The 24468-nt window shown below is 53.2% G+C and carries 23 protein-coding genes and 1 pseudogene; 16 read left to right on the forward strand and 8 right to left on the reverse strand.

What is annotated here, in order from left to right; all coding sequences use genetic code 11:
• Positions 1-49: 49 nt before the first annotated feature.
• Complete coding sequence (locus A7P99_RS07395; RefSeq protein WP_067528574.1) at positions 50-619, reverse strand: L-threonylcarbamoyladenylate synthase; 570 nt, start codon at positions 617-619, stop codon at positions 50-52.
• Between the two features lie 382 nt (positions 620-1001).
• On the opposite strand from A7P99_RS07395, the gene A7P99_RS07400 reads away from it, so the two are divergent.
• The 4 genes from A7P99_RS07400 to carA all read left to right on the forward strand — a co-directional run bounded on the left by A7P99_RS07400 (position 1002) and on the right by carA (position 5713).
• A complete protein-coding gene (locus tag A7P99_RS07400; protein WP_067448081.1) occupies positions 1002-1808 on the forward strand; it encodes a threonine/serine exporter ThrE family protein in 807 nt (268 codons plus the stop codon).
• A gap of 3 nt (positions 1809-1811) precedes the next feature.
• A complete protein-coding gene (locus A7P99_RS07405; RefSeq protein ID WP_067441353.1) occupies positions 1812-2270 on the forward strand; it encodes a threonine/serine exporter family protein in 459 nt (152 codons plus the stop codon).
• Between the two features lie 404 nt (positions 2271-2674).
• Positions 2675-4246 (forward strand): TerC family protein, encoded by a 1572-nt coding sequence (locus A7P99_RS07410; protein WP_067528578.1) that lies wholly within the window; start codon positions 2675-2677, stop codon positions 4244-4246.
• A 333-nt stretch (positions 4247-4579) separates the two neighbouring features.
• Positions 4580-5713, forward strand: coding sequence for a glutamine-hydrolyzing carbamoyl-phosphate synthase small subunit (gene carA / locus A7P99_RS07415; protein WP_067448077.1), 1134 nt, complete (start codon positions 4580-4582; stop codon positions 5711-5713).
• A 79-nt stretch (positions 5714-5792) separates the two neighbouring features.
• Here the strand turns inward: carA and A7P99_RS10095 are convergent, their stop codons facing one another.
• Complete coding sequence (locus A7P99_RS10095; protein WP_153705546.1) at positions 5793-5993, reverse strand: hypothetical protein; 201 nt, start codon at positions 5991-5993, stop codon at positions 5793-5795.
• 159 nt (positions 5994-6152) lie between these two features.
• Here A7P99_RS10095 and A7P99_RS10700 point away from each other — a divergent pair.
• Positions 6153-6354: pseudogene (locus A7P99_RS10700) on the forward strand (molybdopterin-synthase adenylyltransferase MoeB); the annotation flags it as partial.
• A 105-nt stretch (positions 6355-6459) separates the two neighbouring features.
• Here A7P99_RS10700 and A7P99_RS10255 read toward each other — a convergent pair.
• Positions 6460-6576 carry a helix-turn-helix transcriptional regulator gene (locus tag A7P99_RS10255; RefSeq protein WP_167738609.1) on the reverse strand — a complete coding sequence of 39 codons (117 nt, stop codon included), beginning with the start codon at positions 6574-6576 and terminating at the stop codon, positions 6460-6462.
• A gap of 445 nt (positions 6577-7021) precedes the next feature.
• Between A7P99_RS10255 and A7P99_RS07420 the strand changes: the two genes are divergently transcribed.
• From A7P99_RS07420 to clpP, 6 genes are all read left to right on the forward strand, one after another.
• Positions 7022-7822 carry a hypothetical protein gene (locus A7P99_RS07420; RefSeq protein ID WP_082881552.1) on the forward strand — a complete coding sequence of 267 codons (801 nt, stop codon included), beginning with the start codon at positions 7022-7024 and terminating at the stop codon, positions 7820-7822.
• Positions 7823-7876: 54 nt separating this feature from the next.
• Positions 7877-8992 carry a phospholipase A gene (locus A7P99_RS07425; RefSeq protein WP_067687185.1) on the forward strand — a complete coding sequence of 372 codons (1116 nt, stop codon included), beginning with the start codon at positions 7877-7879 and terminating at the stop codon, positions 8990-8992.
• Between the two features lie 560 nt (positions 8993-9552).
• Positions 9553-10806 (forward strand): M48 family metallopeptidase, encoded by a 1254-nt coding sequence (locus tag A7P99_RS07430; protein ID WP_067448075.1) that lies wholly within the window; start codon positions 9553-9555, stop codon positions 10804-10806.
• 272 nt (positions 10807-11078) lie between these two features.
• Positions 11079-12716: a SulP family inorganic anion transporter gene (locus tag A7P99_RS07435; protein WP_067448073.1), complete on the forward strand. Its 1638-nt coding sequence runs from the start codon at positions 11079-11081 to the stop codon at positions 12714-12716.
• Positions 12717-13083: 367 nt separating this feature from the next.
• A complete protein-coding gene (tig, locus tag A7P99_RS07440; RefSeq protein WP_067687104.1) occupies positions 13084-14388 on the forward strand; it encodes a trigger factor in 1305 nt (434 codons plus the stop codon).
• Positions 14389-14485: 97 nt separating this feature from the next.
• Entirely contained in the window at positions 14486-15106 is a 621-nt protein-coding gene (gene clpP, locus A7P99_RS07445; protein WP_064084091.1) for an ATP-dependent Clp endopeptidase proteolytic subunit ClpP, read from the forward strand.
• A gap of 191 nt (positions 15107-15297) precedes the next feature.
• Here clpP and A7P99_RS10590 read toward each other — a convergent pair whose 3' ends face one another.
• The gene (locus A7P99_RS10590; protein WP_255361306.1) at positions 15298-15426 is read right to left on the reverse strand and encodes a hypothetical protein; all 129 of its coding nucleotides are present in this window, start codon (positions 15424-15426) and stop codon (positions 15298-15300) included.
• Here A7P99_RS10590 and A7P99_RS07450 point away from each other — a divergent pair.
• Positions 15425-15781, forward strand: a complete 357-nt coding sequence (locus A7P99_RS07450) for an STAS/SEC14 domain-containing protein (RefSeq protein WP_067687107.1) — start codon at positions 15425-15427, stop codon at positions 15779-15781. The genes A7P99_RS10590 and A7P99_RS07450 overlap by 2 nt on opposite strands.
• A gap of 4 nt (positions 15782-15785) precedes the next feature.
• The gene (locus tag A7P99_RS07455) at positions 15786-16442 is read left to right on the forward strand and encodes a triacylglycerol lipase (RefSeq protein WP_067687110.1); all 657 of its coding nucleotides are present in this window, start codon (positions 15786-15788) and stop codon (positions 16440-16442) included.
• Between the two features lie 90 nt (positions 16443-16532).
• Here the strand turns inward: A7P99_RS07455 and A7P99_RS07460 are convergent, their stop codons facing one another.
• The 3 genes from A7P99_RS07460 to guaD all read right to left on the reverse strand — a co-directional run bounded on the left by A7P99_RS07460 (position 16533) and on the right by guaD (position 20548).
• A complete protein-coding gene (locus A7P99_RS07460; RefSeq protein ID WP_067448065.1) occupies positions 16533-17744 on the reverse strand; it encodes a nitrate/nitrite transporter in 1212 nt (403 codons plus the stop codon).
• A gap of 173 nt (positions 17745-17917) precedes the next feature.
• Complete coding sequence (locus A7P99_RS07465) at positions 17918-19156, reverse strand: MFS transporter (RefSeq protein WP_067448063.1); 1239 nt, start codon at positions 19154-19156, stop codon at positions 17918-17920.
• A 90-nt stretch (positions 19157-19246) separates the two neighbouring features.
• Positions 19247-20548, reverse strand: a complete 1302-nt coding sequence (gene guaD / locus A7P99_RS07470; RefSeq protein WP_067448061.1) for a guanine deaminase — start codon at positions 20546-20548, stop codon at positions 19247-19249.
• Between the two features lie 304 nt (positions 20549-20852).
• Between guaD and A7P99_RS07475 the strand changes: the two genes are divergently transcribed.
• Positions 20853-21368: a MarR family winged helix-turn-helix transcriptional regulator gene (locus A7P99_RS07475; protein ID WP_067448059.1), complete on the forward strand. Its 516-nt coding sequence runs from the start codon at positions 20853-20855 to the stop codon at positions 21366-21368.
• Positions 21369-21485: 117 nt separating this feature from the next.
• Here A7P99_RS07475 and A7P99_RS07480 read toward each other — a convergent pair whose 3' ends face one another.
• A complete protein-coding gene (locus A7P99_RS07480; RefSeq protein ID WP_067687113.1) occupies positions 21486-22016 on the reverse strand; it encodes an inorganic diphosphatase in 531 nt (176 codons plus the stop codon).
• Between the two features lie 396 nt (positions 22017-22412).
• Between A7P99_RS07480 and glmM the strand changes: the two genes are divergently transcribed.
• Together glmM and A7P99_RS07490 are read left to right on the forward strand one after the other, a co-directional pair.
• A complete protein-coding gene (glmM, locus tag A7P99_RS07485; RefSeq protein WP_067448057.1) occupies positions 22413-23744 on the forward strand; it encodes a phosphoglucosamine mutase in 1332 nt (443 codons plus the stop codon).
• A gap of 27 nt (positions 23745-23771) precedes the next feature.
• Positions 23772-24452 (forward strand): DedA family protein, encoded by a 681-nt coding sequence (locus A7P99_RS07490; protein WP_067528581.1) that lies wholly within the window; start codon positions 23772-23774, stop codon positions 24450-24452.
• The last annotated feature ends 16 nt before the right edge of the window (positions 24453-24468 follow it).

A 24468-nucleotide genomic window follows, 5' to 3' on the forward strand; every position in this document is an offset into this window, starting at 1 on the left:
CGCGGCATAGTATGTTAGAGGCTACTTGAAAACAGCTTTCAGGTAGCCTCTAACGCAAACACGTCCCGCTCTGCGCATCCACAATCCGGCTCGGCCGCTTCGCCCCACCGCAGCGGCCGTTTACCACATACACATCCCGCCCAAAACAGCGCTGCACCTCGCGCTGATGCCGTAAAGCCCGCCGCCCGCTGCGGTTGCACGAAGTGGACACCAGCGGTGCGCCCAGCAGCGCACACAGACGCCGTGCCCCATCATGCGCCGGCACGCGCACCGCCAGTTTTTCCCGCCCACGCCCGCGCAACAGCGCCGGCACGCTATCGGCTGCCGCAAATAAAAACGTGACCGCCGCCGGCCAAGTGCTTTGCGCCAGCCGGCGCTGGTTTTCAGGTAGCCTTTGCAGCAACGGCTCAAGCTGCTTCAAATCATTGCCGATAACAATCAATCCTTTATGCTGTGGCCGCTTTTTCAGCTGCATCAGCCGGCGCAAGGCACGGCGGTGCGTGGGCAGGCAGCCCAATCCGTAGCTGGATTCCGTGGGATAAGCCACCAAACCGCCGCCGCGCAGGTGCGCACGCAGCCCTCGGGCGGCGGAGACGGAAAGAACTCGTGGAAACATGATTCTTGCTGGATGCCGATATGGGGTTTGAAGTGGTATTGTAATCTGAAAATGATGGGTTGTTTACCATGTTGATATCCCGTTTTCAAGCAGCCTATCATCTGTATCCTTCTCCCGTGGGGAAAAGCAATGCCACGAGCGTATATCAGCACCCACACCATATAAGGGCTGCCTGAAACCGTTTTAACCTCACTGAAGTTCACGTTTTCAGGTAGCCTTTTTGCCCGTAAACACCCGCATTCACACTGCACAATTGGCTGCTGTACGGGGCTTGCGGTATAATTCGTTCCCATCATACATCCAACCAAACGGCTCTTTGACCCACAGCATTTCCAGCCGTTTTCTGCACGCGTCTTCCTTCTGTTTTTCCCAGCCGGTATATTTAATGACGACTCCCGTTCCCGCCTCCCTTCCCTCCGTTTCCACTGATTACGAACAGCAGCAGGAAATCACCCGCCTGTGCGTCCATGCCGCACTGTTGCTGTTGCAATACGGTGCGGAAAGCACACTTATTGACCAAATCGCCGTGCGCCTTGGCCGTGCACTGGGCATGGACAGTGTGGAGTGTGCGCTCACACCCAATGCGATTGTGATCACCACGCGCCGTTGCAATCAATGCATCACCACCACGCGCAAGAATTTCGACAAAGGCATCAATATGTCGGTGATCACAGCGGTGCAGCACATTGTGCTGGATGCGGAAGACGGTCTATCTAGCGTGCAGGAAGTGCGTGAACAGCTGGATGCGGTGAAGCCGGAAAAATACAACCGCTATTTTGTGGTGTTTATGGTGGGGCTCTCCTGCGCGAGCTTTGCCCACCTCTCGGGTGGCGATCCGCTGATTTGCTTCATCACGTTTATTGCTTCGGCCTGCGGCATGTGGGTACGCCAAAGGTTGTCGGCACGGCACTACAACCCGGCAGTGGTGTTCGCGGTTACTGCTTTTGTGGCTTCAATGGTGTCGGGCACGGCACTGAAGTTCGGTTGGGGCGAGCACCCAGAAATCGCCACGGCGGCCAGCGTCCTGCTGCTAGTGCCTGGGATGCCGCTGATTAATTCGCTGGCCGATATGCTCAAAGGCCATGTGAATATGGGCATGAGCCGCTGGGCAGTGGCCATGCTGCTCACGTTCAGCACCTGTTTGGGCATTGTGTTGGCCTTGAGCCTGTTGAATGTTTCTGCTTGGGATTAAACCATGCTGCTGAATTTGCTAGACGATATGTTCTTCGCCGCTATCCCCGCCGTGGGCTTTGCGATTTTGTTCAATGTACCGCGCAATGCGTTGAAATACTGTGCTTATTTGGGTGCGTTGGGGCATGGCTCGCGCACGCTCATGATGCAGTTTGGTCTGTCGCAGGGCTTGGCCACGCTGTGTGCGGCTTCGCTGGTGGGCTTTATCGGCGTGTATTTGTCGCAACGCTATCGGGCGCACCCGAAAGTGTTTACTGTGGCCGCCATCATTCCGATGATTCCAGGCGTGTATGTGTATAAGGCTATGATTGCGCTGGTGCAGATAAATCACAAGGGCTTTTCCGAACAGCTTTTAGAGCAGGCGGTGGATTATTTTGTAAAATCAGGCTTCGTTATCGGCGCACTGGCCTTCGGGCTGGCGCTGCCGGGGCTGCTGTTCTACCGCCAACGGCCAGTAGTGTAGCCGCCATACTGTTTGAGTTTAACCAAAGGAATAATTGCTTCAGCAAGCTGTCGCAATCTGCTAAACTTGCCATCTCTTTACTACTCCCGTACCGATATGCACCCTGCTTCCCCCGCCTCCTCAGAGCCCGAGCCTGCCTCGGTAGATAAGTTTGTACGCGGTGCGTCGTATTTAAAGGCTACCTGAAAACTGCCCACGGCATTTTCAGGTAGCCTTTGTTTTTCCCTATTATGAAACCCTTACAAAACCCCATATTTGATCTCAATTCAAAGCAGTAGCATCGCAAATCACGAAGACAATATTTGAATATTTTCCAACATTCGGGAGGCGTACTGCGAAGAAATGCGCCAAAGATGGGGTTTTGAAAAAAGCTCATTGCCGCTTTAATTTTAAGGATTCTACTTATGGATTTCTCCTGGCTGGCCGACCCGGTAATCTGGCTGGGCTTCGCCACGCTGATTATTCTCGAAGTCGTGCTCGGCATCGACAACCTGGTGTTCGTGGCCATTCTGGCCGGCAAAGTGCGCCCCGCCCAGCGCGACCGCGCCCGCATCACCGGCCTGACTTTGGCCGTGCTCATCCGGCTGCTCATGCTCGCCTTTATGGGCCGCATCATGCAGCTCACCGCTCCGCTATTTGCCCTGGGGCGGCTGGAAGTGGCCGGCAAAGACATCATCATGTTTGTGGGCGGCCTGTTCCTACTGTATAAGGCCACCACCGAGCTGCATGAACGGCTGGAAGGCGCCAACCACTACGCCGTTTCCGACACCGATCATCGCAAACAACATGCGCCGTTTTGGGGCGTGGTATTGCAGATTCTCGTGCTCGATGCTGTGTTTTCCATCGATGCTGTGGTTACTGCCGTGGCTGTGGTGCAGCATATCCAAATCGCCATGGCCGCCGTGATTGTGGCGATGGCCATGATGATTTGGGCAAGCAAACCGCTCACCGAATTTGTCAACCGCCATCCCACTGTGGTGATGCTCTGTCTCGGCTTCCTCTTGATGATTGGCTTCAGCCTGATTGCCGAAGCCTTCCACGTAGTCATCCCCAAAGGCTACCTGTATGCCGCCATCGGCTTCTCCGTGCTGATTGAAGTGTTCAACCAAATCTCCCAGCGCAACACCGACAGAAACGCCTACGGCAGCCGCTCTTGGCGCCGCCGTACCACCGAAAACGTGCTTGGCATGATGGGCATCCGCGAAACCATGCTGGCCAAAGCCGGCGAAGAAAATCATGATGCCGGACACTTTGAAGAAAACGAAAAATCCATGATCCGCAGCGTGCTCACCCTGGCCGAGCGCCCCTTGCCCGGCATCATGGTGCCCCGCCGCGACATCGAACGCCTCGATATTTCCCAAAGCCGCGAACAGCAATACGCCCAGCTGCAAAACTCCCCGTATTCCCGCCTCCTCGTGGTGGGCAAGGCCGGTGCTGACGAGCCTTTGGGCTACATCAACAAAAAAGACTTGCTCAACCAGCTGCTCAGCGGCGAAGAGCCCGATATCCAGGCCGCCCTGTGCCAGCCGCTCATCCTGCCCGACAGCACCAATACCCTTTCCGCCATCGAACAATTCCGCCACAGCAGTGCCGACTACGCTCTCGTGGTGGATGAATTCGGCGCCGTGCAGGGTATGGTTACCACCAAAGACTTGCTCTCCGCCATTGCCGGCGAATTTCCCGAAGCCTACGAGCGTAAAGAGCCGAATGACCAATCCGGCGAAAACAACACTGACAGCAGCGATAGCCTGCTGGTGGACGGCAGTCACGAATACGCCGAGCTCGCCCCGCAGCTTGGTCTTCCCCCGCCCGAAGAAGATGCCGACTACCACACCGTGGCCGGCCTGATGATGGAAGAGCTGAAAACCCTGCCTGAAGTGGGTGACACCCTCGACTACCACGGCTGGCGCTTCACCGTGGCCGCCAAAGCCGGCCAGCGCATCGAACAAATCCGCATCAGCCGCCTGCCGAAATAAAGTGTGCGGTTTTAGGTGACCTTTTGCTGCGATACGAAAAAGCTACCCGAAAATATGGAAACCGCTTCTTCAGGTAGCCTAAAAGCTATATTGTTTTGTCTGCCTTCCACAAATTTCAGGTAGCCTTCGGTATGGCAACAGCCAAATATAACTCCTCCACCATACAAGCGCTCAGGTTACCTGAAAACTCCCCACCCAAACTTGCCCAGCCCTCCCATTGTCCATTAGAATAACACGCTTCCGGCAGGCACTGCCGCCTTCGCCGAAGCACGTTTTGCCCCGCTTAGAAAGCCGCGAAACGTGTTCTTTATCCCCCGCGTCCGGACACCAATCATGACCACTCCCGCCCTTCTCGTTCTCGCTGACGGCAGCGTATTTCAAGGCACATCAATCGGTTACAAAGGTTCAGCTTCCGGCGAAGTCGTGTTCAACACCTCCATGACCGGCTATCAGGAAATCCTGACCGACCCGTCCTACTGCAAACAAATCGTAACCCTCACCTATCCCCACATCGGCAACACCGGCACCAACGCCGAAGATGAAGAAAGCCGCAGCGTTTATGCCGCCGGCTTGATTATCCGCGACCTGCCGCTGCTGCACAGCAACTTCCGCGCGTCCGAAAGCCTGCACGACTATCTGGTGCGCAATAAAACCGTCGCCATCGCTGACATCGATACCCGCCGCCTGACCACGCTGCTGCGTGAAAAAGGCGCGCAAGGCGGCGCAATTCTGACCGGCGCGGACGCAACGGTTGCAAAAGCGCAAGAACTCATCGCCGCGTTCGGCAGCATGGTCGGCAAAGATTTGGCGAAAGAGGTTTCCTGCAAAGAAGCCTACGAATGGACCGAAGGCGAATGGGCGTTGGGCAAAGGTTTCGTTACCCCTGCCGAGCAGCCGTTCCACGTAGTCGCCTACGATTTCGGCGTGAAAACCAACATCCTGCGTATGCTCACCTCACGCGGCTGCCGCCTGACCGTCGTCCCCGCCCAAACCAGCGCGGAAGATGTGTTGGCGCTCAACCCAGATGGCGTGTTCCTCTCCAACGGCCCCGGCGACCCCGAGCCTTGCATCTACGCCATCGAAGCCGTGCAAAAACTGATGGCAAGCGGCAAACCCATCTTCGGCATCTGCTTGGGACACCAGCTTATCAGCCTCGCCATCGGCGCAAAAACCCTGAAAATGCACTTCAGCCACCACGGCGCGAACCATCCCGTGCAAGACTTGGACAGCGGCAAAGTCGTCATCACCAGCCAAAACCACGGTTTCGCCGTCGATGCCGACACCCTGCCCGCCAACGCAAGGATTACCCACCAATCCTTGTTCGACAACACTTTGCAAGGCATCGAGCTGACCGACAAACCCGTGTTCTGCTTCCAAGGCCACCCCGAAGCCAGCCCCGGCCCGCAAGATGTCGGCTATCTGTTTGACCGGTTTATCCAAAATATGCAAGCCGCCAAACAAGCTTAATCATCGCACACATATCAATCACTTAAAAGGAAAAATGCAGATGAAAAGAATCGTTTTATGCGCTGTTTTGCTGGACACTTTATCTGCCTGCAACACCTTGCACTCCGCCGCGCGCGATGCCAATACCACCGTTCAAGCGTGGAACAAGGATTATCAAAAGCAGCATCGCTAATCCCCGCGCCGGAGCGAAAACAGCCTGAAATGTAAGCCACATCAGGCTGTTTTTTTCTGCAACACTACACCAGAAAACAAACATGAAACACAGCATCTTCATCTTCATGCCTGCTCATCAGCAGCCCGATTTTCGCCAAAGACAAGCCCGTTAATCTGAAAAGCATCAGCCAAATGGGGGGCGATATGGTGGATTCCGCCACACAAGACATTTATCAAACCCTAGCCGCCGGCAACCGCAACATTGCCGGCCACCACTACCTACACCCTATTCGGCGTGTTCTCCCCACTAGTGGGCATTATCAGCACCACCCAAGCTGCCGAAACCCTGAAAATCCTGCTCGGCCTGCCTGCCGAAAACGGCGTTTTGTGCTGATACAACGCACTCAGCGGCCAATGGCAGCACTTCTCCATCCCCCCCCCCCCCAAATCCCACCTGTAAAGTGTGCGGCGGACATAAGAAAGGCTGAAAAGGCTACCTGAAAATTTAGCTTCACAGAAACTTGCGTAGCTCGTTTTCAGGTAGCCTTTTCCAATATCAGGCTACCTGAAACCGCCAATCTCATTATTCCTCTTCACTTATCCAAGCCCAATTCTCGGGCATACACGGCAGCACGTACGCAGTTGTCGATGTTTAGTTTGCGGAAGATAATCTGCATATACGCCTTCACCGTGTTTTCGGATAAAAACATCCGCCAAACAATCATTTTGTTGCTGATAACCACCAGCTGCGCAGTGCAACACATCGTGCTCGCTCTGGGTGCGGGAATCGAGGATGGCGGAATGGTCGGGCGGGAAGCTCGGGCGACACGGTTTACTGCCCAGCCACGACCTGGCGGAAATCGGCATCGGTGTTTTTCAAAATATAGCCGTGCGCACCGAGCTCGAAGCATTTTTGCAAGTTGTCGGCATCTTTGGAAACGGTGAGCATCGGCACGGAGGGCTTGGAAAGGGCAACCGCCTTTGGAAGCTGCCCAAGGCGTAGATGGGCACCAGCGTCACCAAAGCGCCTACTTTACCCTGTATCCATACCATATCGCTGACTTCGCCTTCTCGCCTGGTAGTGTGAATGTGCGGCAGGTTACTTAAAAATGGAGTAGCCTCACAGCAAGGCGGGCAAAACTGTTTCGCTATATAATGCCGCTTTCTTTTTCCCGCACTGCCATGAACTACGCCGCCCAGCTGGCCGCCCTCGCTGCCGCCCAAACCGAAACCATCGCCCGCCACCGTTTAGACAACGGCGAAACCGTGTGGCTGCGCAAAGCCGCTCCACGCCAAGCCGCCTGGCGTTACAGCCTACTCAACGGCCTGGCCAAAGTGTGCCGCTTGGGCGTGCTCACCCCAGTGCCCAACCCCGGCGGCGAGGCCAGCATAGCCATTGAAGCCGGCCGCCTACGCGAACTGGCCGAAGCCGGCATTCCCGCGCCGAAACTATTGGCCGTGCAGGAGAATGCCCTATTGATGAGCCATGTGGGCGAGCAAACCCTGCTCATCGCCATCGAAAAGCAAACCAAAGTCGGCAGCCTCGAAGGCTGGCTGCAAGGTCTGCATGCCATCGAAGCCGTACACCGGCAAAACCAATTTCTCAGCCAAGCTTTCGCCCGCAATATAGTGCTGACCGAAGCCGGCGGCATCGGCTTTATCGACTTCGAAGACAACCCCGCCACCGTGCTCAGCCTGCTGCAGTGCCAAAGCCGCGACTGGCTGTGCTACCTGCAATCCACCGCCGACATCCTCCTGCGCAGCGGCCTGCTCGACCAAGCCGCTGAACATTACAAAACCTGCCTGCAAAAGCAAAATCCCGCTATAATTCGCACCTTGCGCCGCAGTATGCATCCCATTTTGTGGATGCGCCGCATCCAATCCGAACGCTGGGGCTGCGACACCCTGCGCCTGGCCGCACTGGCCGATTTGTTTTACCGCATGGGCGAAATCTGAAGCAGGTTTTCAGGTAGCCTTACTCCAAAGATGACGTTTCACACCCCAACCATCATGCAAACATTCCGCCTCCCCCTCATCGCCACCGTCCTTTTCGTTTCTGCCCACAGCGCCGCCCAAACCCAAGCCCCCGCCGGCGCCCTGGCCTGTACCCAAATCGGCGACCCCGCCGCCCGCCTTGCTTGCTACGACCACAGCATGGGTGCACAACTTCCGCCCACCCAGCCCTTATCTGCTCCCGCCGACACCAAAGCCGCCATCGACATCAAACAAAGCATCGAGCAAAGCCAGGCCGAGAGCACACCCAAGGTGGTGCTCACCGAAGCCCCTGCCGCCCCCACCCAGCCGCAGGCCTTCAGCCCGCTCAGCCTCGCCTACGATTTAGACGTAAACCACGAATCCAGCATCCTCAGCGTGCGTGCCCACCGCCCGCTCTACCTGCTGCCCGGCTGGTACAACAGCTCGCCCAACCGCAACCCCTCCTCCCCCGAACACACTTCCGCCATTCCCGAGCAGCAGCGCCAAAACCACGTTGAAGCCAAAATGCAGATTTCCTTCAAAACCAAGCTATTACAAGACCTATTCGGCACCAACGCTGACCTCTGGTTCGGCTACACTCAAGTTTCCCACTGGCAAGTATATAAAGGCTCCATGTCCTCCCCCTTCCGCAACACCGACTACGAGCCCGAAATCTTCCTTACCCAGCCCGTGAAAGCCGCTCTGCCTGGCGGCGGCGGCCTGCGTATGCTCGGCATTGGTGCCGCACACCAGTCCAACGGCCAAAGCGACCCACTTTCCCGCTCTTGGAACCGCATCTACGCCATGGCCGGCATGGAATGGGGCAACCTCACCGTGGTGCCGCGCCTGTGGTGGCGCATTCCCGAAAAAAGCGACGATGACGACAACTCCAACATCAACCGCTACATGGGCTACGGCGATTTGCAGATGTACTACCGCTTCAACGACCGCCAAACCCTCGGTGCCCTCGCCCGCTACAATCCTGCCAGCAGCAAAGGCAGCCTGCAGCTGAACTACACCTTCCCCATCGCCGGCCGACTCAAAGGCTATGTGCAAGCCTTCCACGGCTACGGAGAAAGCCTGCTCGATTACAACCACAAACACAACAGCATCGGCCTGGGCGTGATGCTGAACGATTGGGATGCTTTCTAAACCACACTCATATTTTTCAGGTAGCTTTCTATCCAAACAGGCTACCTGAAAAATTAGTGTATTATTTGCACACAGCATTTTGCATATAGCAGCCATAAAATACCGACATCCATCCTAAATCCATATACAATCCGAATTTCGAATAAATCAGTATATTTAATTTCTGTTTTAGTTTCATGCTGCTAGCATTCTACATTCACACTTACTTACAATCCAGAAAAAGCAGGTTAAATCATAGTATTAGCCTTGCCTTCCTTTTTAGGCCGCCCTATAATGCATTACTGTTGGGTGGTCAAGGAGACCGCTTAACAAGTTTCTCCTCTATTTCTCCTTTGTAGATTTGGCACATATTCAATATGTGCCGCTTTTTTGCCTGCTTCCATCGTACAAATTTCCACTGATTTGCCAAGCATTTGAATCCAAACAAAACAAATCATTCTTTTCAAACATAAATCAGCCAGCCATGCACTATGCATCCATTACAGCAAATCAAGCGAGTGCCATAGCTCTTTATCAGAAATCCCACTATACTGCCGCCCGTTTTCCACTCGGAGCAGCCCATGTCCGCCACCGTGTTTTACCTCTTTCTCGGTTTTACCGCCTTTTCCACCCTGCTGCAACTGCTGCTCTCTTTGCGCCAGAGCCGCGTCGTGCTGCCGCACCGAGGCCGCGTGCCGCGCGATTTCAAAGACGTGGTTTCGCTGGAAGAACACCAAAAAGCCGCCGACTACGCGCTGGCCAAACAGCGGTTTTCGCGTTGGCATATTCTGTATGAAACCTTGCTGCTGCTGATGTTTACCCTCGGCGGCGGGCTGAATCTGCTGGCAGAAACAGCCAACCGCCTTGCCGCCTCGCCGTTAAACCAAGGCGTGCTGTTGGTGGTGCTGTTTTCGCTGGCTAGCAGCCTGCTGTCCCTGCCCTTTGCGCTCTACCGCAGCTTCCGGCTGGAAGCCGCATTCGACTTCAACAACATGACCTTGGGCACTTTCTTTGCCGACCAAATCAAAGGCCTGCTGTTGGGCGCGGCCATCGGCATTCCGCTTCTGTATGCCGTGATTTATCTGATGGGCGCGGCTGGAAATGCGTGGTGGCTGTGGGTGTGGCTGTTGTGGCTCGGTTTCTCGCTGCTGATGCTGTGGGCGTTTCCCAAATGGATTGCCCCGCTGTTCAACCGCTTCGAACCGCTGGCCGATGAAGACTTGCAACAGCGCATCACCAATCTGCTCACGCGCACCGGCTTTGCCAGCAACGGCATTTTCGTGATGGACGGTAGCAAACGCAGCGGCCACGCCAACGCCTATTTCACCGGCCTCGGCCAAAACAAACGCATCGTGTTTTTTGACACCCTGCTCAAAGGCATGCAGCCGCAGGAGGTTGAAGCCGTGTTGGCGCACGAACTGGGGCATTTCAAACACCGCCATATCGTGAAGCAAATCGCCGTGCGTTTCCTGCTCGCACTCTTGGTGCTGTTTGCGCTTGGGCAAATCATCCACTTTGCCGCCGTGTATCACGGTTTGGGCGTGGCCTATCCCAGCCACGCCATGGCGCTGCTGTTGATGATGCTGGTGCTGCCTGTGCTCTCTTTCCCCTTCGCCCCGTTGGGCAGCTTTTCCTCACGCCGCAACGAATTTGAAGCCGACCGTTTCGCCGCCGCGCACACCCATGCCGAAGACCTGATTTCTGCACTGATCAAACTCTACCGCAGCAATGCCGCCAGCCTGGTAAATGATCGCTGGTATGCCCGCTGGTACGACAGCCATCCCAACGCCCGCGAACGCATCGCCGCCCTGCGGCAGAGCGGGCAGACTAGCTGAAAGCCTAGGCTGCTTTAGCAAAATAAAGGCTACCTGAAAACGCTGCCTTCACTCAGCGAAAGTTTCAGGTAGCCTTGCCGTCGGCCTATCAACCCAGGCAACCAGCTGCCTATGCAAACACCTTATCCGTTTTTAATAATTCAGCATCCTCCCCGCACCATTCAAACCGGATTACTGCAAACAAAGGCTACCTGATAATCAGGTAGCCTTTGTCATTCCCATCTCACAAGCGTACAATTCACATATTTTTACAGAAGCGCACGGAATCAAACATGATTGCTTGGATAGAAGCCCGCCGCGCCGGTTTGCTTGGCCGCACCCATTGGGCGAACAATATTGTGGCAGGCATTATTGTGGGCGTGGTGGCGCTGCCGCTTTCCATGGCCTTTGCCATCGCCACCGGCGTGAAACCCGAACAGGGGATTTACACCGCCATCGTAGCCAGCGTGATTGTGGCCGTGACCGGCGGCTCACGCGTGCAGATTGCCGGCCCCACCGGCGCATTTATCGCCATTCTCTCCGGCATCACCGCCAAATTCGGCTTCGACGGCCTGCAAATTGCCACCATCCTCGCCGGCATCATACTGTTGTTTATGGGACTATTCCGCTTCGGCGGCATGATCCGCTTTATCTCCATGCCGGTGATTATGGGCTTTACTGCCGGCATCGGCGTGGTGATTTTTGTGGGGCAATGGGCAGCATTTTTCGGCCTGCCCAAAGCCGGCGGTGAGCATTTCCACCAACAGCTGTGGTCGCTGCTGCAAAGTCTGCCTCATCTCCACCCCACCACCACCGCACTGGGGCTGTTTTCACTTGCGCTGCTGTTGTTGATGCCCAAAGTGCCGCTGCTGCGCCGCCTGCCTTCGCCGATGTGGGTGCTGCTGTGCGCCACCGTGCTGCAAAGCCTGTTCCACTTTGAAGGCGTGGCCACCGTCGGCTCGGCCTACGGCGCCATTCCGCGCGCCCTGCCACATTTTTCCCTGCCCAATTTTGCAACAGCCGAAACTGCCAAACTGATTCTGCCTGCCTTCACCATCGCCATGCTCGGCGCGATTGAATCGCTGCTCTCCGCCGTGGTGGCCGACGGCATGGCCGGCACGCACCACAGCGCCAATCAGGAGCTGGTGGGCCAAGGGCTGGCCAATATCATCACACCATTTTTCGGCGGGTTCGCCGCCACCGGCGCCATCGCCCGCACCGCCACCAATATCCGCCAGGGCGGCAACAGCCCGCTGGCCGGCATCATCCATGCCCTCACATTGGCGCTGATTCTGCTCGTGGCCGCACCGCTGGCCGCCGATATTCCCTTGGCCGCACTGGCTGCCATCCTGTTTCAGGTAGCCTGGAACATGAGCGAGCCCAAACGCTGCCTGCACATCCTGCGCCGCGCCCAGCGTGCTGCCTATATTCTGTTTTTCATCACCTTTTTCCTCACCATCTTGGTGGATTTGGTGGTGGCGGTGAACATCGGCGTGATTTTGTCCACCCTGCACTTTATCGGTCAGATGGCCAAAGCGGTAGAAGTGCGCAAGGAAGAACACAGCCGCGATGCCGCCGTCCTGCCGGATAACGTGCTGATGTTTATCGTGAACGGCCCCTTCTTCTTCGGCGCGATGGAAAAATTCGAAACCACGCTGGCCGATATCAACACCCAGCCACGCGCCGTGGTGTTGCGGATGCGCTGGGTGCCCTATATCGATATCACCGGCATCCTCACCCTAGAACGCGTTATCAGCGGCCTGCAAAAACGCGGTATCCGCGTTATCGTTACCGGCGCCAATGAGCAAGTACGCGCCAGCCTGGAGCGCAGCGGCATCGTTACCCTGCTCGGCGAAGGCAACTTCATCCGCGAATTCGACGACGCTGCCGCCATGCTGCGTGCGGAAAGGAAGGCTGGAGCGGCAAGTTGATGGAATACCAAATAGGCTACCTGAAAATAAAGCAACACCATCATGTTAGCAGCCAAGCCTCAAACCAAATCTGTTCAAATAAAGGCTACCTGAAACTCCAACCCAGTTTTCAGGTAGCCTCCCTTTAGCATCCTACCCTTTCGCATCCTCCCGTTTCCCACCAGCCTCACACCCTCGCTAAAAAGGCTACCTGAAACCCGTTTTGCCACATAAATTCCTCAGCCAAATACTGCCTGCACCATCAAGTTATGATACACTTGCGCCTTTCGTTTACGGTCGGTGCGGAAAAACACGCCGGCCAAGTGCAAACTTTTCCGAGCAGGCATCCGCCTATCGGCTTGATTAACACCAAAACAAGGTCTTACGAATGAGCGTAACTATTGAAAAACTGGAAGGTCTCGAACGCAGCCTGCAACTGGAACTGTCCTGGGCAGACATCGAAACAGCCGTACAAAAACGCCTGCAAGCCACTCAAAAACGTGCCCGTGTGGACGGCTTCCGCCCCGGCAAAGCCCCGCTGCGCATGATTGAATCCATGTATGGCGCGAGCATCCGCGATGAAGTTTTAAACGACAGCCTGCGTCACAAATTCGGTGAAATCGTGGATTCCGAAGATATCCGCCTCGCCGGCCTGCTCGCTTTTGATGCCGTTGAAGCGCAAGACGACGAAAAAGTATTCAAAGTAAACGCCCGTTTCGAAGTGTTCCCCGAAATCACCGTGGGCAGCCTGGCCGACCAGGAAATCGAAAAAGTAGTGGGCGAAGTGGGCGAAGCGGAAGTGGAAAAAACCATCGACATCCTGCGCCGCCAGCGTACCCGCTTCAACCGCGTGGAGCGCGAAGCCAAAGACGGCGACCGCGTAATCATCGACTTTGCCGGCACCATCGACGGCATCCTCTTCGAAGGTGGCTCTGCACAAAACTACCCCTTCATCCTCGGCCAAGGCCAGATGCTGCCCGAATTTGAAGCCGGCATCCAAGGCTTGAAAGAAGGCGAAACCAAAGATGTCAGCGTAAACTTCCCTGCCGACTACCACGGCAAAGAAGTGGCCGGCAAAACCGCCGTATTCGCCATCACCCTACGCAACGTAGCAGAAGCCGTGCTGCCGGAAGTGGACGAACAATTTGCCAAAGCCTTGGGCATCCAAGACGGCGACGTGGCCAAAATGCGCGAAGAAGTGAAGAAAAACATCAAACGCGAAGTAACCCGCCGCGTGGAAGCGCAAACCAAAGACAACGTGATGAAAGCCCTGCTGGACGTTACCCCCATCGAGCTACCGAAAACACTGGTGCGCGAAGAAACTGCCCGTATGGCCGCAAACGCCTGTCAAAACCTAGTGAACCAAGGCATGAAGCCGGAAGACGTGGATTTGTCCGACAGCCTGTTTACCGAGCAGGCCGAACGCCGTGTGGCACTGGGTCTGATTTTGGCCGACCTGGTGGGCAAGCACAATCTGCAGCCGACCGACGACCAAGTTAAAGCCGTGGTACAAACCTTCTCCGAAAGCTACGAAGATCCGCAGGAAGTAATGGATTGGTACTTCGCCGACCGCAGCCGCTTGGAAGGCCCGATTTCTATGGCCGTAGAAGCCAATGTGGTGGATTATGTGTTGGGTCAGGCCAAGGTAAACGAGAAAAAACTGAGCTTCGACGAAGTGATGGGCCAGCAGTAATTCAGGCTACCTGAAACTCGTTGCAAACAAAGCACCAAGGCCGTATCCGCCGAGGTGCTTTTTGCCCAAATTATCCCTTATAAACGCGAGGAATCCCATGAATCCCACAATCGAAAACAACTATCTGGTGCCCACAGTTATCGAACAGAGCGGCCGGGGCGAGCGCGCCTTCGATATTTACTCCCGCCTGCTCAAAGAGCGGATTATCTTCCTGGTGGGCCCGGTAAACGACCAAACTGCCAACCTGGTGGTGGCACAGCTGCTGTTTTTGGAAAGCGAAAACCCCGATAAAGATATTTTCCTCTACATCAACAGCCCCGGCGGCTCGGTTTCTGCCGGCATGTCGATTTACGACACCATGAACTTCATCAAGCCCGATGTGTCCACCCTGTGCCTCGGCCAAGCCGCCAGCATGGGCGCGTTCCTGCTTTCCGCCGGCGCCAAAGGCAAACGCTTCGCCCTGCCCAACAGCCGAGTGATGATTCACCAGCCCCTAATCAGCGGAGGCTTGGGCGGCCAGGCTTCCGATATCGAAATCCACGCCAAAGAGCTGCTCAAACTGAAAGCCAAACTCAACCAGCTCTTGGCCGAACATTGCGGCCGCACGCTGGACGAACTCGAACGCGACACCGACCGCGACAACTTCATGTCGGCCGAAGAAGCCCAAGCATACGGCCTCATCGACCAAGTGTTGTCCAGCCGCAGCGACATCAAATAAAGTCTCGGCTCAATCCATCCTCAAGCCAAATTGACTTGCTGCTACAAGGCATTAAGCCGCAAGCAATACAGAAGTACGGCAAGGCGAACCAACGCTGTAGCGAAAATTCAGTTGGCTTGCTATAAAAGGCTACCTGAAAATAGACCAAGTGGATTTTCAGGTAGCCTTTTTGCCGCCCGCATACAGCGCATTCATTGCGGCAATACAAACTCATGCCATAGCAGTTTGCCGGCAATTTCACTATAATCAGCAAGCGCCCACAGCGTGCCGGTATCACTCCCTCCCTCGCGGGAAACCCATCTCAACAGGAGTTCTGCCATGATTTCCATCCGCCAGCAAAACTACGGCCTCAACGTTGCCCTCTACAACGAATTCACCCTTGAAGACTTCAAAACCCTCGAAGCCGCCATCCTCGAGTGCCTCCAACGCGTACACCGCCCCGACCTCCTCCTCGACCTATCCCTGTTGTGCGACTACACCATCGACATGGCTACCGAACAACTGCGCTTCCTCAACAACCACGACAACGACTTCGGCCGCATCGCCATCGTCACCAACGACCTCTGGATACGCCTCTCCGTCCATATTTCCAGCCTACTCACCCGCCAGCATCCCAAATATTTCAACGATGCCGCTGAAGCCCAGAAATGGCTACTTGCCGACGGCAGCCGCTAACACCATGAACCAGCCCAAAACCCCGCTGCGCGCCCTCCTGCTGCACGGCATCCATATGCATGCCTGGGTGATGCTCCCGCTTGCCTGGCAACTGCGCCGCCATAATATCCACAGCCGCTGCTTCGGCTACTACAGCATCGCCCAAACTCTGCCCCAGCACAGCCGCCGCCTCGCCGAAACCGTCCGCCGCCACTACCAGCAGCACCAAGAACCGCTGCACTTCATCTGCCACAGCCTCGGCGGCCTCGTGTTGCGCCGTTTCGCCGGCGACTACCCCGAACTGGTACGCGGCCGCAGCGTTACCCTCGCCACCCCGCATCTCGGCAGCGAAACCGCCAACCGGCTGTACCGTTACGCCCCTGCACTTATCGGCGGTGCCTACCAGAACGGCCTAGATGGCAATCTCCCGCCCTGGCCTCCCCAGCTCGAACTCGGCTGCATCGCCGGCAACCATCACCTAGGCGTCGGCCAAATCGTCGGCTTGCAAGGCGAAGGCGACGGTACCGTCCTCCTCTCCGAAACCCGCCCTGCCAACTGCCACGACTATCTCGTCCTACCCGTCAACCACTCCGCCATGCTCACCGACCCCACCGTCGCCCGACAAACCGCCCACTTCCTGCGCCACGGCCGGTTTGAATATGCGGCAGCTGCGGATAAGTAATGGTAAGAGTCTGTTTAATTTGAGTACCACCATGGAACAACCCCTTGTGTTGGTTATTCATCACAAGGGGTTTGCATCATCATATCTAATTTATTTGGCTGCTTTTTTCCTAAGCAAAACATAGCAAGAGGTTGTTGCTAATAAAATAAAGAATACGGGAAGCAATATCTGTCTCATACTGGCTGCTGGATAGAGATTTAATAGGTAGCCTGGTATAGAAACCAAAATTGCACCAAATAAAAATTGACTACCATTCACCAGTGCTGCTGATGTGCCAACATGATTGGCATCAACCAATGATGCAGCAATTGCAAATGGCAACATAGATGCTCCAGTAAAAATACCGAACAAGAAAAGAAGGGGAGTAGACTGCCATGCATTAGTTTGCAAACAAACCAAGATTGCCAAAGTAACCGTTTGTCCAATCAGCCCTATTCCAAGAGCTTTTGCATTACTTCTTAAAAAATTACTGATATAACTGAACAACGGCGAGCCTATCGCCAAACCCAACCAGCTCATTGCTACTGCCAAATGCGCCTGATTTTGGCCAATTCCATAAGATTGCAGCAATCGGCTACCCCATACGATACTGAAACTGAGCATCGACCCAAAAGAAACCGCTCCAATAAACATAATAAATAAAACTTTTTTTTGATGAATTGTCTTAAGCAAATCAACTATACAACTCTTAATAACAGCTCTGGCTGTTTCGATACGCAATGGCTGAAAATTTAATTTTTTTGGATTATCAAGCAAAATCGCCATCAATAGAATCATCATTCCACCCAATACAGAAAAACCAATAACAACATCACCCCATGGCAGATGCTCCAAAACTTTAATAAATACCAACTGGATCAAACAAGCTGAAACCGATGCTACAAACTGAACCCATGAGAACATTAATCCATATTTTTCACTGGAAAACCAAATTCTGCCCACAAATCCAGCACCAATAAAGCCAAATGAGCCTCCTAATGCCACAAAAATCTGTGCTAATACAAACCCCCATAACGATTTAGACAGCACAAACAACACCAAACCCATCGTTAAAAACAGACAAGCCAATGGGATTGCTGGTTTAACACCTGTTTTATCCAAAATGCTACCTGAAAATATCTGAAAGAATGCAAAGAAAAAAGTATATGTTGCGCTGATCAGGCTCATCTCTGTAGCACTCAAGCCTAATGTTTCAGATATTTTTGGGTTAATAACCGCATATCCTGTCTGAAAGCCAAAAATCAAAATGACATAGCTGACGGCTAAAATCCAACAAAGCCACGCTTTTTTACTGGCAAACATAATAGTTCCTTTAAAAATTCCATAATTGGTACTTTACTGCCCACTCAAACAGGCGGCATCAGGAAAGACTGAACGTTGGGTTGAGATAACGAGGAAGGGAGGGAATTAGCTGTTTTCTTGCAAATTCAGGGGAATAGTTTCTCTATCCCCCTGAATCTATTTTATTTATCTATTTATTGCTGCTTCGGGAAACTTTCTTTAATCCAAAGCAGTGCAATAATCAAGGCGACAGCCAATGCAATCAGGGTAGGTTGCAGAGCGGCTTGGTAGTCGGCCAATGTTTCCTGAGTGCCAGCCAACATCTTACCAGGCAAGCCCATCAAAATACCACCTGCGATAAACATAGAACCGTTTACGATAGAAGATGAAGTACCGATTCTGTGCGGGGGTACGTTGTCTGACGCAGCAGTGAAGTTCAGCATATGGCCGGCATTGCAGAAACCGAAGATAAAGTACAAAACCATGGCGATTGTAGGAGTTACATCGATGTACATCGCACCGGCTAACACAAGCATCTGCACCATGGTAGCAATCGTAATTGGCAATTTACGTGATTTGGTGGCATTAGAGATGCGGTCGATCAGCGGGCTGCCTACAGCCAGACCCAGCCAGAGGCAGGCAGTAGCGTGGTTGGCGGCACTGGGATCCATTCCGTGGGCAATCAACAACTTCGGGCCCCATACCACACCCAAAGCTAGGATGGTACCGAACACAATTGCACCTTGAATGCTGATGGCCCAAATCTGGCTTTTCTTCAACACTTCAACAATAGATTGCAATACAGAGGAAATAAATTCACCAACGGAGCTTTTTGGACTTTCCACCGGGGCAGGGTTGCACACGAACATCACAGCAGCAACCAGCAGCAGCACACCGAAGATACCGAAGCCAGTGATGATGGTGCGCCAGTCCCAATTAGCCAAGGCGAAGTCGAAACCAGTTTGGCCGAAAGCGGAAGACAAGGCGGCCACGAGCTGCACCAATCCGAACATCAGGCCGAATTTAGCCATACCGAACCAAACACCGCCCACATAACCCGCGCCCACAAAACCGGCGCTGGAGCCGATAGCCAATACAACCTGCGACAAGAGCAGCATTTCAAAACTCTGTGCAAAAGCAAACAGGAACACGCCGATAATCACCAAAGTAATGGCAGGAATCAGGATTTTCCGGCTACCTAGCTTATCCAGCAAAGCGCCGGAGAACATTTGCGCAATAGCGAAAGTCCAAGTGTAGGTAGCAGCAATCAAGCCGACTTGATCAATACTCAGATTCAGCGCTTTGGATACGCTGTCGTTAACGATGGCATATCCCGTTTGCACGTTGAACAGCCACACCACAAATAATACGGCAATAACCCAAACGATCCACGCTCTTGTACCGCCGAGTTTAAATTCAGTTTTGTTACTCATGATCAATACTCCAAAAATCCGATTTAACTAAAAAATCGTTTTCAGGTAGCCTAATAATTCAAGAAACCTCTAATAGGCTACCTGAAAATATCAGTTGGCACGATAGACTTCTTTGCCTGCAACATACGTGGCAGCAATAGCGCGGTCATCCCCCAAAGTCATTTGGATAAACAACGCCTCTTCCAAATCTTTTGCATATTTCATGCGGTAGTCGATAATCGGCGTAGATTTCAAATTTAATACCGTTAAATCCGCTTCCATACCTACAGCAATCGTGCCAACTTTATCTTGTAGCCCAAGTGCTTCAGCCGTGCCACAGCTGGCCAAATAGAAACTGTGAAGAGAGGTATATGGCGTACCGTTCATTTGTGCTGCTTTATAAGCTTCATTCATGGTTTGCAACATGGAGAAGCTGGTACCGGCACCTAAGTCAGTTGCCAAGCCAACGTGGACAGGACGGTTTTTATCCCGCAGTTTTTTCACGTTTAGGCAACCTGACCCTAAGAAGAAATTAGAAGTTGGGCAGTGTGCAACAGCAGCACCAGTTTCACTGAATACACTTAATTCCCGATCAGTTAAGTGAATACCGTGACCATAAATCGCCCTCGGCCTAACCAATCCATATTGTGCATAAGCATCTGTATAGTCTTTGGCTTTCGGACATAAATCTTTCACCCAAGCCACCTCATTCACATTTTCAGAAACATGCGATTGAATGAGCATATCTGGATTTTCCGCAGCTAACGCCTGCATCATTTCCATCTGTTCTGGTGTAGAGGTAGGCACAAAACGGGGGGTAATCACATATTCGGCACGCCCCTTGTTATGCCATTTTTTAATTAGGGAAGAAGATTCATCATAGGCACGCTGCGGTGTATCCAATAATACTTCCGGTGCATTCCTATCCATGCAAACCTTACCCGCCATAATCCGCATATCGTATTTTTCCGCTTCTTCAAAGATGGCATCTACCGATTGCGGGAATACTGTGCAATAAACAGTAGAGGAAGTAACACCGTTTCTAATCTGCTCTTTCAAAAATACTTTTGCCACTTCACTGGCGTGTTCTTTATTTTTAAACCCCTGCTCGGCGATGAAGGTGTAGTTGTTTAGCCAGTCTAAGAGCTGTTCGCCATAGGCACCGATGATTTCAGTTTGCGGGTAGTGGACGTGCGAATCGATAAAGCCAGGGATGATGACGCTGTCGGTGTAGCGTTTTACTTCCACGCCATCCAACTCAGGCAAAATATCTTGTGCACGGCCAACTTGGGTAATTTTCCCTCCTTCCATCACAATTACAGCATCAGATTCATATACCAAGCATTCATCCATTTCATGAAAAAATGGGTCTTTTTTGAATGTAAGCATCGCACTTCGGATAGCGGTTTTCATAGTTTAATCCTTTTTAAAGCGTATGAAATAGTTATATGTTTCCTATGCAAAGATTACTTTAAAGCCATACAGCCAATAAAGTTTCATATAAAATATCTTTGCATGAAAATATTTTATATGAAATAATAATACACCGCAATCCAGCATAAGGACTTTTAAAGAAAACCTTGATAAAATTTGATATATATCAAATTTTATTTGATATAATTCCTATTCTCCCCTCGATGGCTTGCAATCTTGCATTTTGGATAAATATTTGTATTAATATATGATTTTATTAGATAACCGAATATTGGGGTAAATAATGACTCAAGCAGAATCAAAAGAAGTGATTGATGTTGTTGGCTATATAACCGACCATTGGAAGAAATTTGACCACCGCCTAGATACCTCAGGCACAGAAATCATCGGCAGGATTATTCGGATTGGTTCGATTATTTCTCAATTAGTAGATGAAAACTTGGCCAACTATAAACTAACAGTTGGCGAATTCGATGTATTGGCAGCATTGTTACGAGAGCCAAACCAGACATTGACACCAAAACAGATACAAGATCTAGTATTGATTTCATCTGGCGGACTAACCAATAGAATCAATAAACTAGAGAAAAAAGGCTTAGTACAGCGGATTTTAAACCCAGAAGACAGGCGCAGCTGGCTAATCAATTTGTTGCCCAAGGGCGAAACCCTGATAAAAAAAGTTGTCCCTTCACACTTAAGCATAGAAACCAAAGCAATAAAAAACCTATCCTTCCAAGAGTATCAACAACTCCGTGATCTATTGATCACCTTATCCAAGGACTTAGAAAAGAATAAATAAGCAACCATCCTTCACCAAATCAGGCTACCTGAAAAAACAAAAACCCGCTGTTCTCTTATTCAGAACAACGGGTTTCTACGTTTCAGGTAGCCTTTTCAGCCAGCCTCTAGCACAAGGTTACTGCGCTTTCCAACGGGCTTGCGATTCGCGGATAACGGCTTTGGCTTCTTCAATGTCGCCCCAGTGGCCAACTTTAGTGCTGCCGGGTTTTTTCAGGTCTTTATAGTGATTGAAGTGGAATTCGATTTGCTTGATCAGCTGCGGCAGCAAATCGGCCAAAGTCTTGATGGCATTGCCGTTGTGGCGGTCGTCGGCAGGCACCACCACTACTTTGTCGTCCACTTCGCCGTCGTCCACAAATTTCATCACGCCGATCACTCTGGCTTCCATGTAGATGCCGGTGGGCAGCGGCAGATCGGTAATAATCAGGGCGTCGAGTTCGTCGCCGTCTTCATCGAGAGTTTGCGGGATGAAGCCGTAGTTGGTGGGTTTGGCAAAAATCTGCGGCTCAATGCGGTCGAGTTTCATTGCGCCGATTTTGCGGTCCCATTCGATTTTCTGGTTGGAGCCTTGCGGAATTTCCACCACTACATTGATGATGCCGCCGTCTACATCGCCGGCGTCGAGAATTTTATTGAAGTCTGCCATGGTTTTTCCTTCTGTGCTTGAACGGTTTGAAAGACCCGATTATAGCGACCATCGCTGGCATAATCTATATATAGCCGTTCTAAACGGGCAATAATCCCACCTTAGCCTGCTTCGCTGTAACACATGCACCATTCAGGCAAAGGCTACCTGAAAGCAAAACTTCAACGAATCAAAATGTAGCGCGAGTTTCTGCGCCGCTCTAATTTTTCAGGTAGCCTTTGGGCTGGATATAAACTTCATTGCCGAATGCTTTGCCGCCTACTGATTGCCGCCATTCAAATGCCTTTTGCGCCGTAGGTTTGCCCGATTTAACCGCCGCAATGCTGGCATAAGAAGGAGTGCTGCTTTACAATTCGCTCATTCGGCCTGCAAGCGGCTACTACAAAGGATTTCACGATGGCAAAAAAATATTTCGGCACGGACGGTGTGCGCGGCGAAGTGGGCAAATTTCCGATTACGCCCGATTTCGTATTAAAGCTGGCCTATGCAGCCGGCCAAGTGCTGACCCAGCACGACGATGAAATCAAACCCACCGTGCTCATCGGCAAAGACACCCGCATCTCCGGCTATATGCTGGAAACCGCGCTGGTGGCCGGTTTCACCGCTGCCGGCGTGAATGTTATCCAAACCGGCCCGCTGCCTACCCCGGGCGTGGCCTATCTGACCCGCGCGCTGCGCCTTTCTGCCGGCGTGATGATTTCCGCCTCCCACAACCACTATGCCGATAACGGCATCAAATTCTTCACCGAAGACGGTATGAAGCTGTCTGATGAAATCGAGCAGGAAATCGAGCAGCAGCTGGAACAGGAAATGCACACCGTTTCCTCCGACCACCTCGGCCGAGCCAAACGCGTGAGCGGCGCAGACGACCGCTACATCGAATTTTGCAAATCCACCTTCCCCGCCAATATGGATTTACGCGGGCTGAAGCTGGTGGTGGACACCGCCAATGGCGCCGGTTATCACGTGGCACCTAAAGTGTTCCACGAGCTGGGTGCAGACGTGATCGAAATCGGCAATCAGCCCAACGGTTTCAATATCAACCATAAATGCGGCGCCACCTACACCAAAACCCTGCAAGCCGCCGTGCTGCAAAATGAGGCCGACTACGGCATTGCGCTCGATGGCGACGGCGACCGCCTGATGATGGTGGACAAACAAGGCAAAGTGTACGACGGCGATTCGCTGATTTATGTGATTGCCCGCGCCCGCCATAAAGCCGGTTTGCTGGTTGGCGGCGTAGTCGGCACGGTGATGACCAATATGGCGATGGAGCTGGCCTTGGCGCAGCTCAAGATCGAATTCTGCCGCGCCAAAGTGGGCGACCGCTATGTGCTGGAACAGCTGCACCAACACGGCTGGCAGCTGGGCGGTGAAGCCAGCGGCCACATCCTCTGCCTCGACAAACACAACACCGGCGACGGCACCATTGCCGCACTGCAAGTGCTGGCTGCACTGCAAACGCTGGATCAGGATTTGGCCGCTGCCGTAGATTGGCTGCCCTTCCCGCAAACCATGATTAACGTACGCATCAGCAAAGAGCAGGATTGGCAAGCCGCCTCCACCGCCGAGCTGCAGGCCGTGGAAGCCGAATTGGCCGGGCACGGCCGCGTGGTATTGCGCGCCTCTGGCACCGAGCCCGTGGTACGCGTGATGGTGGAAGCACGCGACACCAAGCTTGCGCAGCGCTGCGCCGAACGCATTGCCGACAGCATCCGTCAAAAATAACAGCAACTCACAGGAACACCCACAACCATGCTGGACATTCTAGAAGCCCTGTTCACCCAATACGGCTATGCCGCTGTATTCGTGGTGTTGGTTGCCTGCGGTTTCGGCATTCCCATTCCCGAAGACATCACCCTGATTGCCGGCGGCGTGATTTCCGGCCTCGGCCACAGCAATGAGCACATTATGGTGGTGGTGGGCATGATCGGCGTGCTCACCGGCGACGGCATGATGTTCCTGCTCGGCCACTTCTACGGCGACCGCATCCTCAAAGCCCGCTTCGTCCAACGTCTGATGCCGCCGCAACGTTACCTGCAAGTGCAGGAAAAGTTCGACAAACACGGCAGCTGGGTATTATTCGTGGCCCGTTTCCTGCCCGGCCTGCGCACCCCCATCTTCATCACTGCCGGCATGAGCGGCCGGATCTCATTTTGGCGCTGGCTGATTATGGACGGTCTCGCCTCCCTGATTTCTGTGCCCGCCTGGGTGTATCTCGGCCACTACGGCGCCGCAAACAAAGACTGGCTGCTCATGAAAGCCCACCAGTTCCAGCACATCCTCTATATGATCATCGGCATCGGCGCACTGGTGCTGTTCTACTTCTGGCAACGCAAACGCCGCCGCAGCCAATTTTTCCACGCCAAACTGCAGGAAATGCGCCAAAAACGACAAGTCGAACGCAGCAAACAGCAAAATCAATCTGCCGAATAAGGCCGCACCGCAATCT

The sequence above is a fragment of the Eikenella sp. NML120348 genome, assembly GCF_001648435.1.
GTDB classification, from domain to species: Bacteria; Pseudomonadota; Gammaproteobacteria; order Burkholderiales; family Neisseriaceae; genus Eikenella; species Eikenella exigua.

Excerpts from the sequence above, each read along its gene's own strand:
- A7P99_RS07435 (WP_067448073.1), top strand. The coding sequence starts at position 11,079 with ATGATTGCTTGGATAGAAGCCCGCCGCGCCGGTTTGCTTGGCCGCACC.
- A7P99_RS07475 (WP_067448059.1), top strand. The coding sequence starts at position 20,853 with ATGACTCAAGCAGAATCAAAAGAAGTGATTGATGTTGTTGGCTATATA.
- A7P99_RS07405 (WP_067441353.1), top strand. The coding sequence starts at position 1,812 with ATGCTGCTGAATTTGCTAGACGATATGTTCTTCGCCGCTATCCCCGCC.
- A7P99_RS07400 (WP_067448081.1), top strand. The coding sequence starts at position 1,002 with ATGACGACTCCCGTTCCCGCCTCCCTTCCCTCCGTTTCCACTGATTAC.
- A7P99_RS07410 (WP_067528578.1), top strand. The coding sequence starts at position 2,675 with ATGGATTTCTCCTGGCTGGCCGACCCGGTAATCTGGCTGGGCTTCGCC.
- A7P99_RS07490 (WP_067528581.1), top strand. The coding sequence starts at position 23,772 with ATGCTGGACATTCTAGAAGCCCTGTTCACCCAATACGGCTATGCCGCT.
- A7P99_RS07430 (WP_067448075.1), top strand. The coding sequence starts at position 9,553 with ATGTCCGCCACCGTGTTTTACCTCTTTCTCGGTTTTACCGCCTTTTCC.
- A7P99_RS10095 (WP_153705546.1), bottom strand. The coding sequence starts at position 5,993 with ATGAAGATGAAGATGCTGTGTTTCATGTTTGTTTTCTGGTGTAGTGTT.
- A7P99_RS07455 (WP_067687110.1), top strand. The coding sequence starts at position 15,786 with ATGAACCAGCCCAAAACCCCGCTGCGCGCCCTCCTGCTGCACGGCATC.
- clpP (WP_064084091.1), top strand. The coding sequence starts at position 14,486 with ATGAATCCCACAATCGAAAACAACTATCTGGTGCCCACAGTTATCGAA.
- tig (WP_067687104.1), top strand. The coding sequence starts at position 13,084 with ATGAGCGTAACTATTGAAAAACTGGAAGGTCTCGAACGCAGCCTGCAA.
- A7P99_RS07450 (WP_067687107.1), top strand. The coding sequence starts at position 15,425 with ATGATTTCCATCCGCCAGCAAAACTACGGCCTCAACGTTGCCCTCTAC.
- A7P99_RS07420 (WP_082881552.1), top strand. The coding sequence starts at position 7,022 with ATGCCGCTTTCTTTTTCCCGCACTGCCATGAACTACGCCGCCCAGCTG.
- glmM (WP_067448057.1), top strand. The coding sequence starts at position 22,413 with ATGGCAAAAAAATATTTCGGCACGGACGGTGTGCGCGGCGAAGTGGGC.
- A7P99_RS10255 (WP_167738609.1), bottom strand. The coding sequence starts at position 6,576 with ATGTTTTTATCCGAAAACACGGTGAAGGCGTATATGCAGATTATCTTC.
- guaD (WP_067448061.1), bottom strand. The coding sequence starts at position 20,548 with ATGAAAACCGCTATCCGAAGTGCGATGCTTACATTCAAAAAAGACCCA.
- carA (WP_067448077.1), top strand. The coding sequence starts at position 4,580 with ATGACCACTCCCGCCCTTCTCGTTCTCGCTGACGGCAGCGTATTTCAA.
- A7P99_RS07425 (WP_067687185.1), top strand. The coding sequence starts at position 7,877 with ATGCAAACATTCCGCCTCCCCCTCATCGCCACCGTCCTTTTCGTTTCT.
- A7P99_RS10590 (WP_255361306.1), bottom strand. The coding sequence starts at position 15,426 with ATGGCAGAACTCCTGTTGAGATGGGTTTCCCGCGAGGGAGGGAGTGAT.
- A7P99_RS07480 (WP_067687113.1), bottom strand. The coding sequence starts at position 22,016 with ATGGCAGACTTCAATAAAATTCTCGACGCCGGCGATGTAGACGGCGGC.
- A7P99_RS07465 (WP_067448063.1), bottom strand. The coding sequence starts at position 19,156 with ATGAGTAACAAAACTGAATTTAAACTCGGCGGTACAAGAGCGTGGATC.
- A7P99_RS07460 (WP_067448065.1), bottom strand. The coding sequence starts at position 17,744 with ATGTTTGCCAGTAAAAAAGCGTGGCTTTGTTGGATTTTAGCCGTCAGC.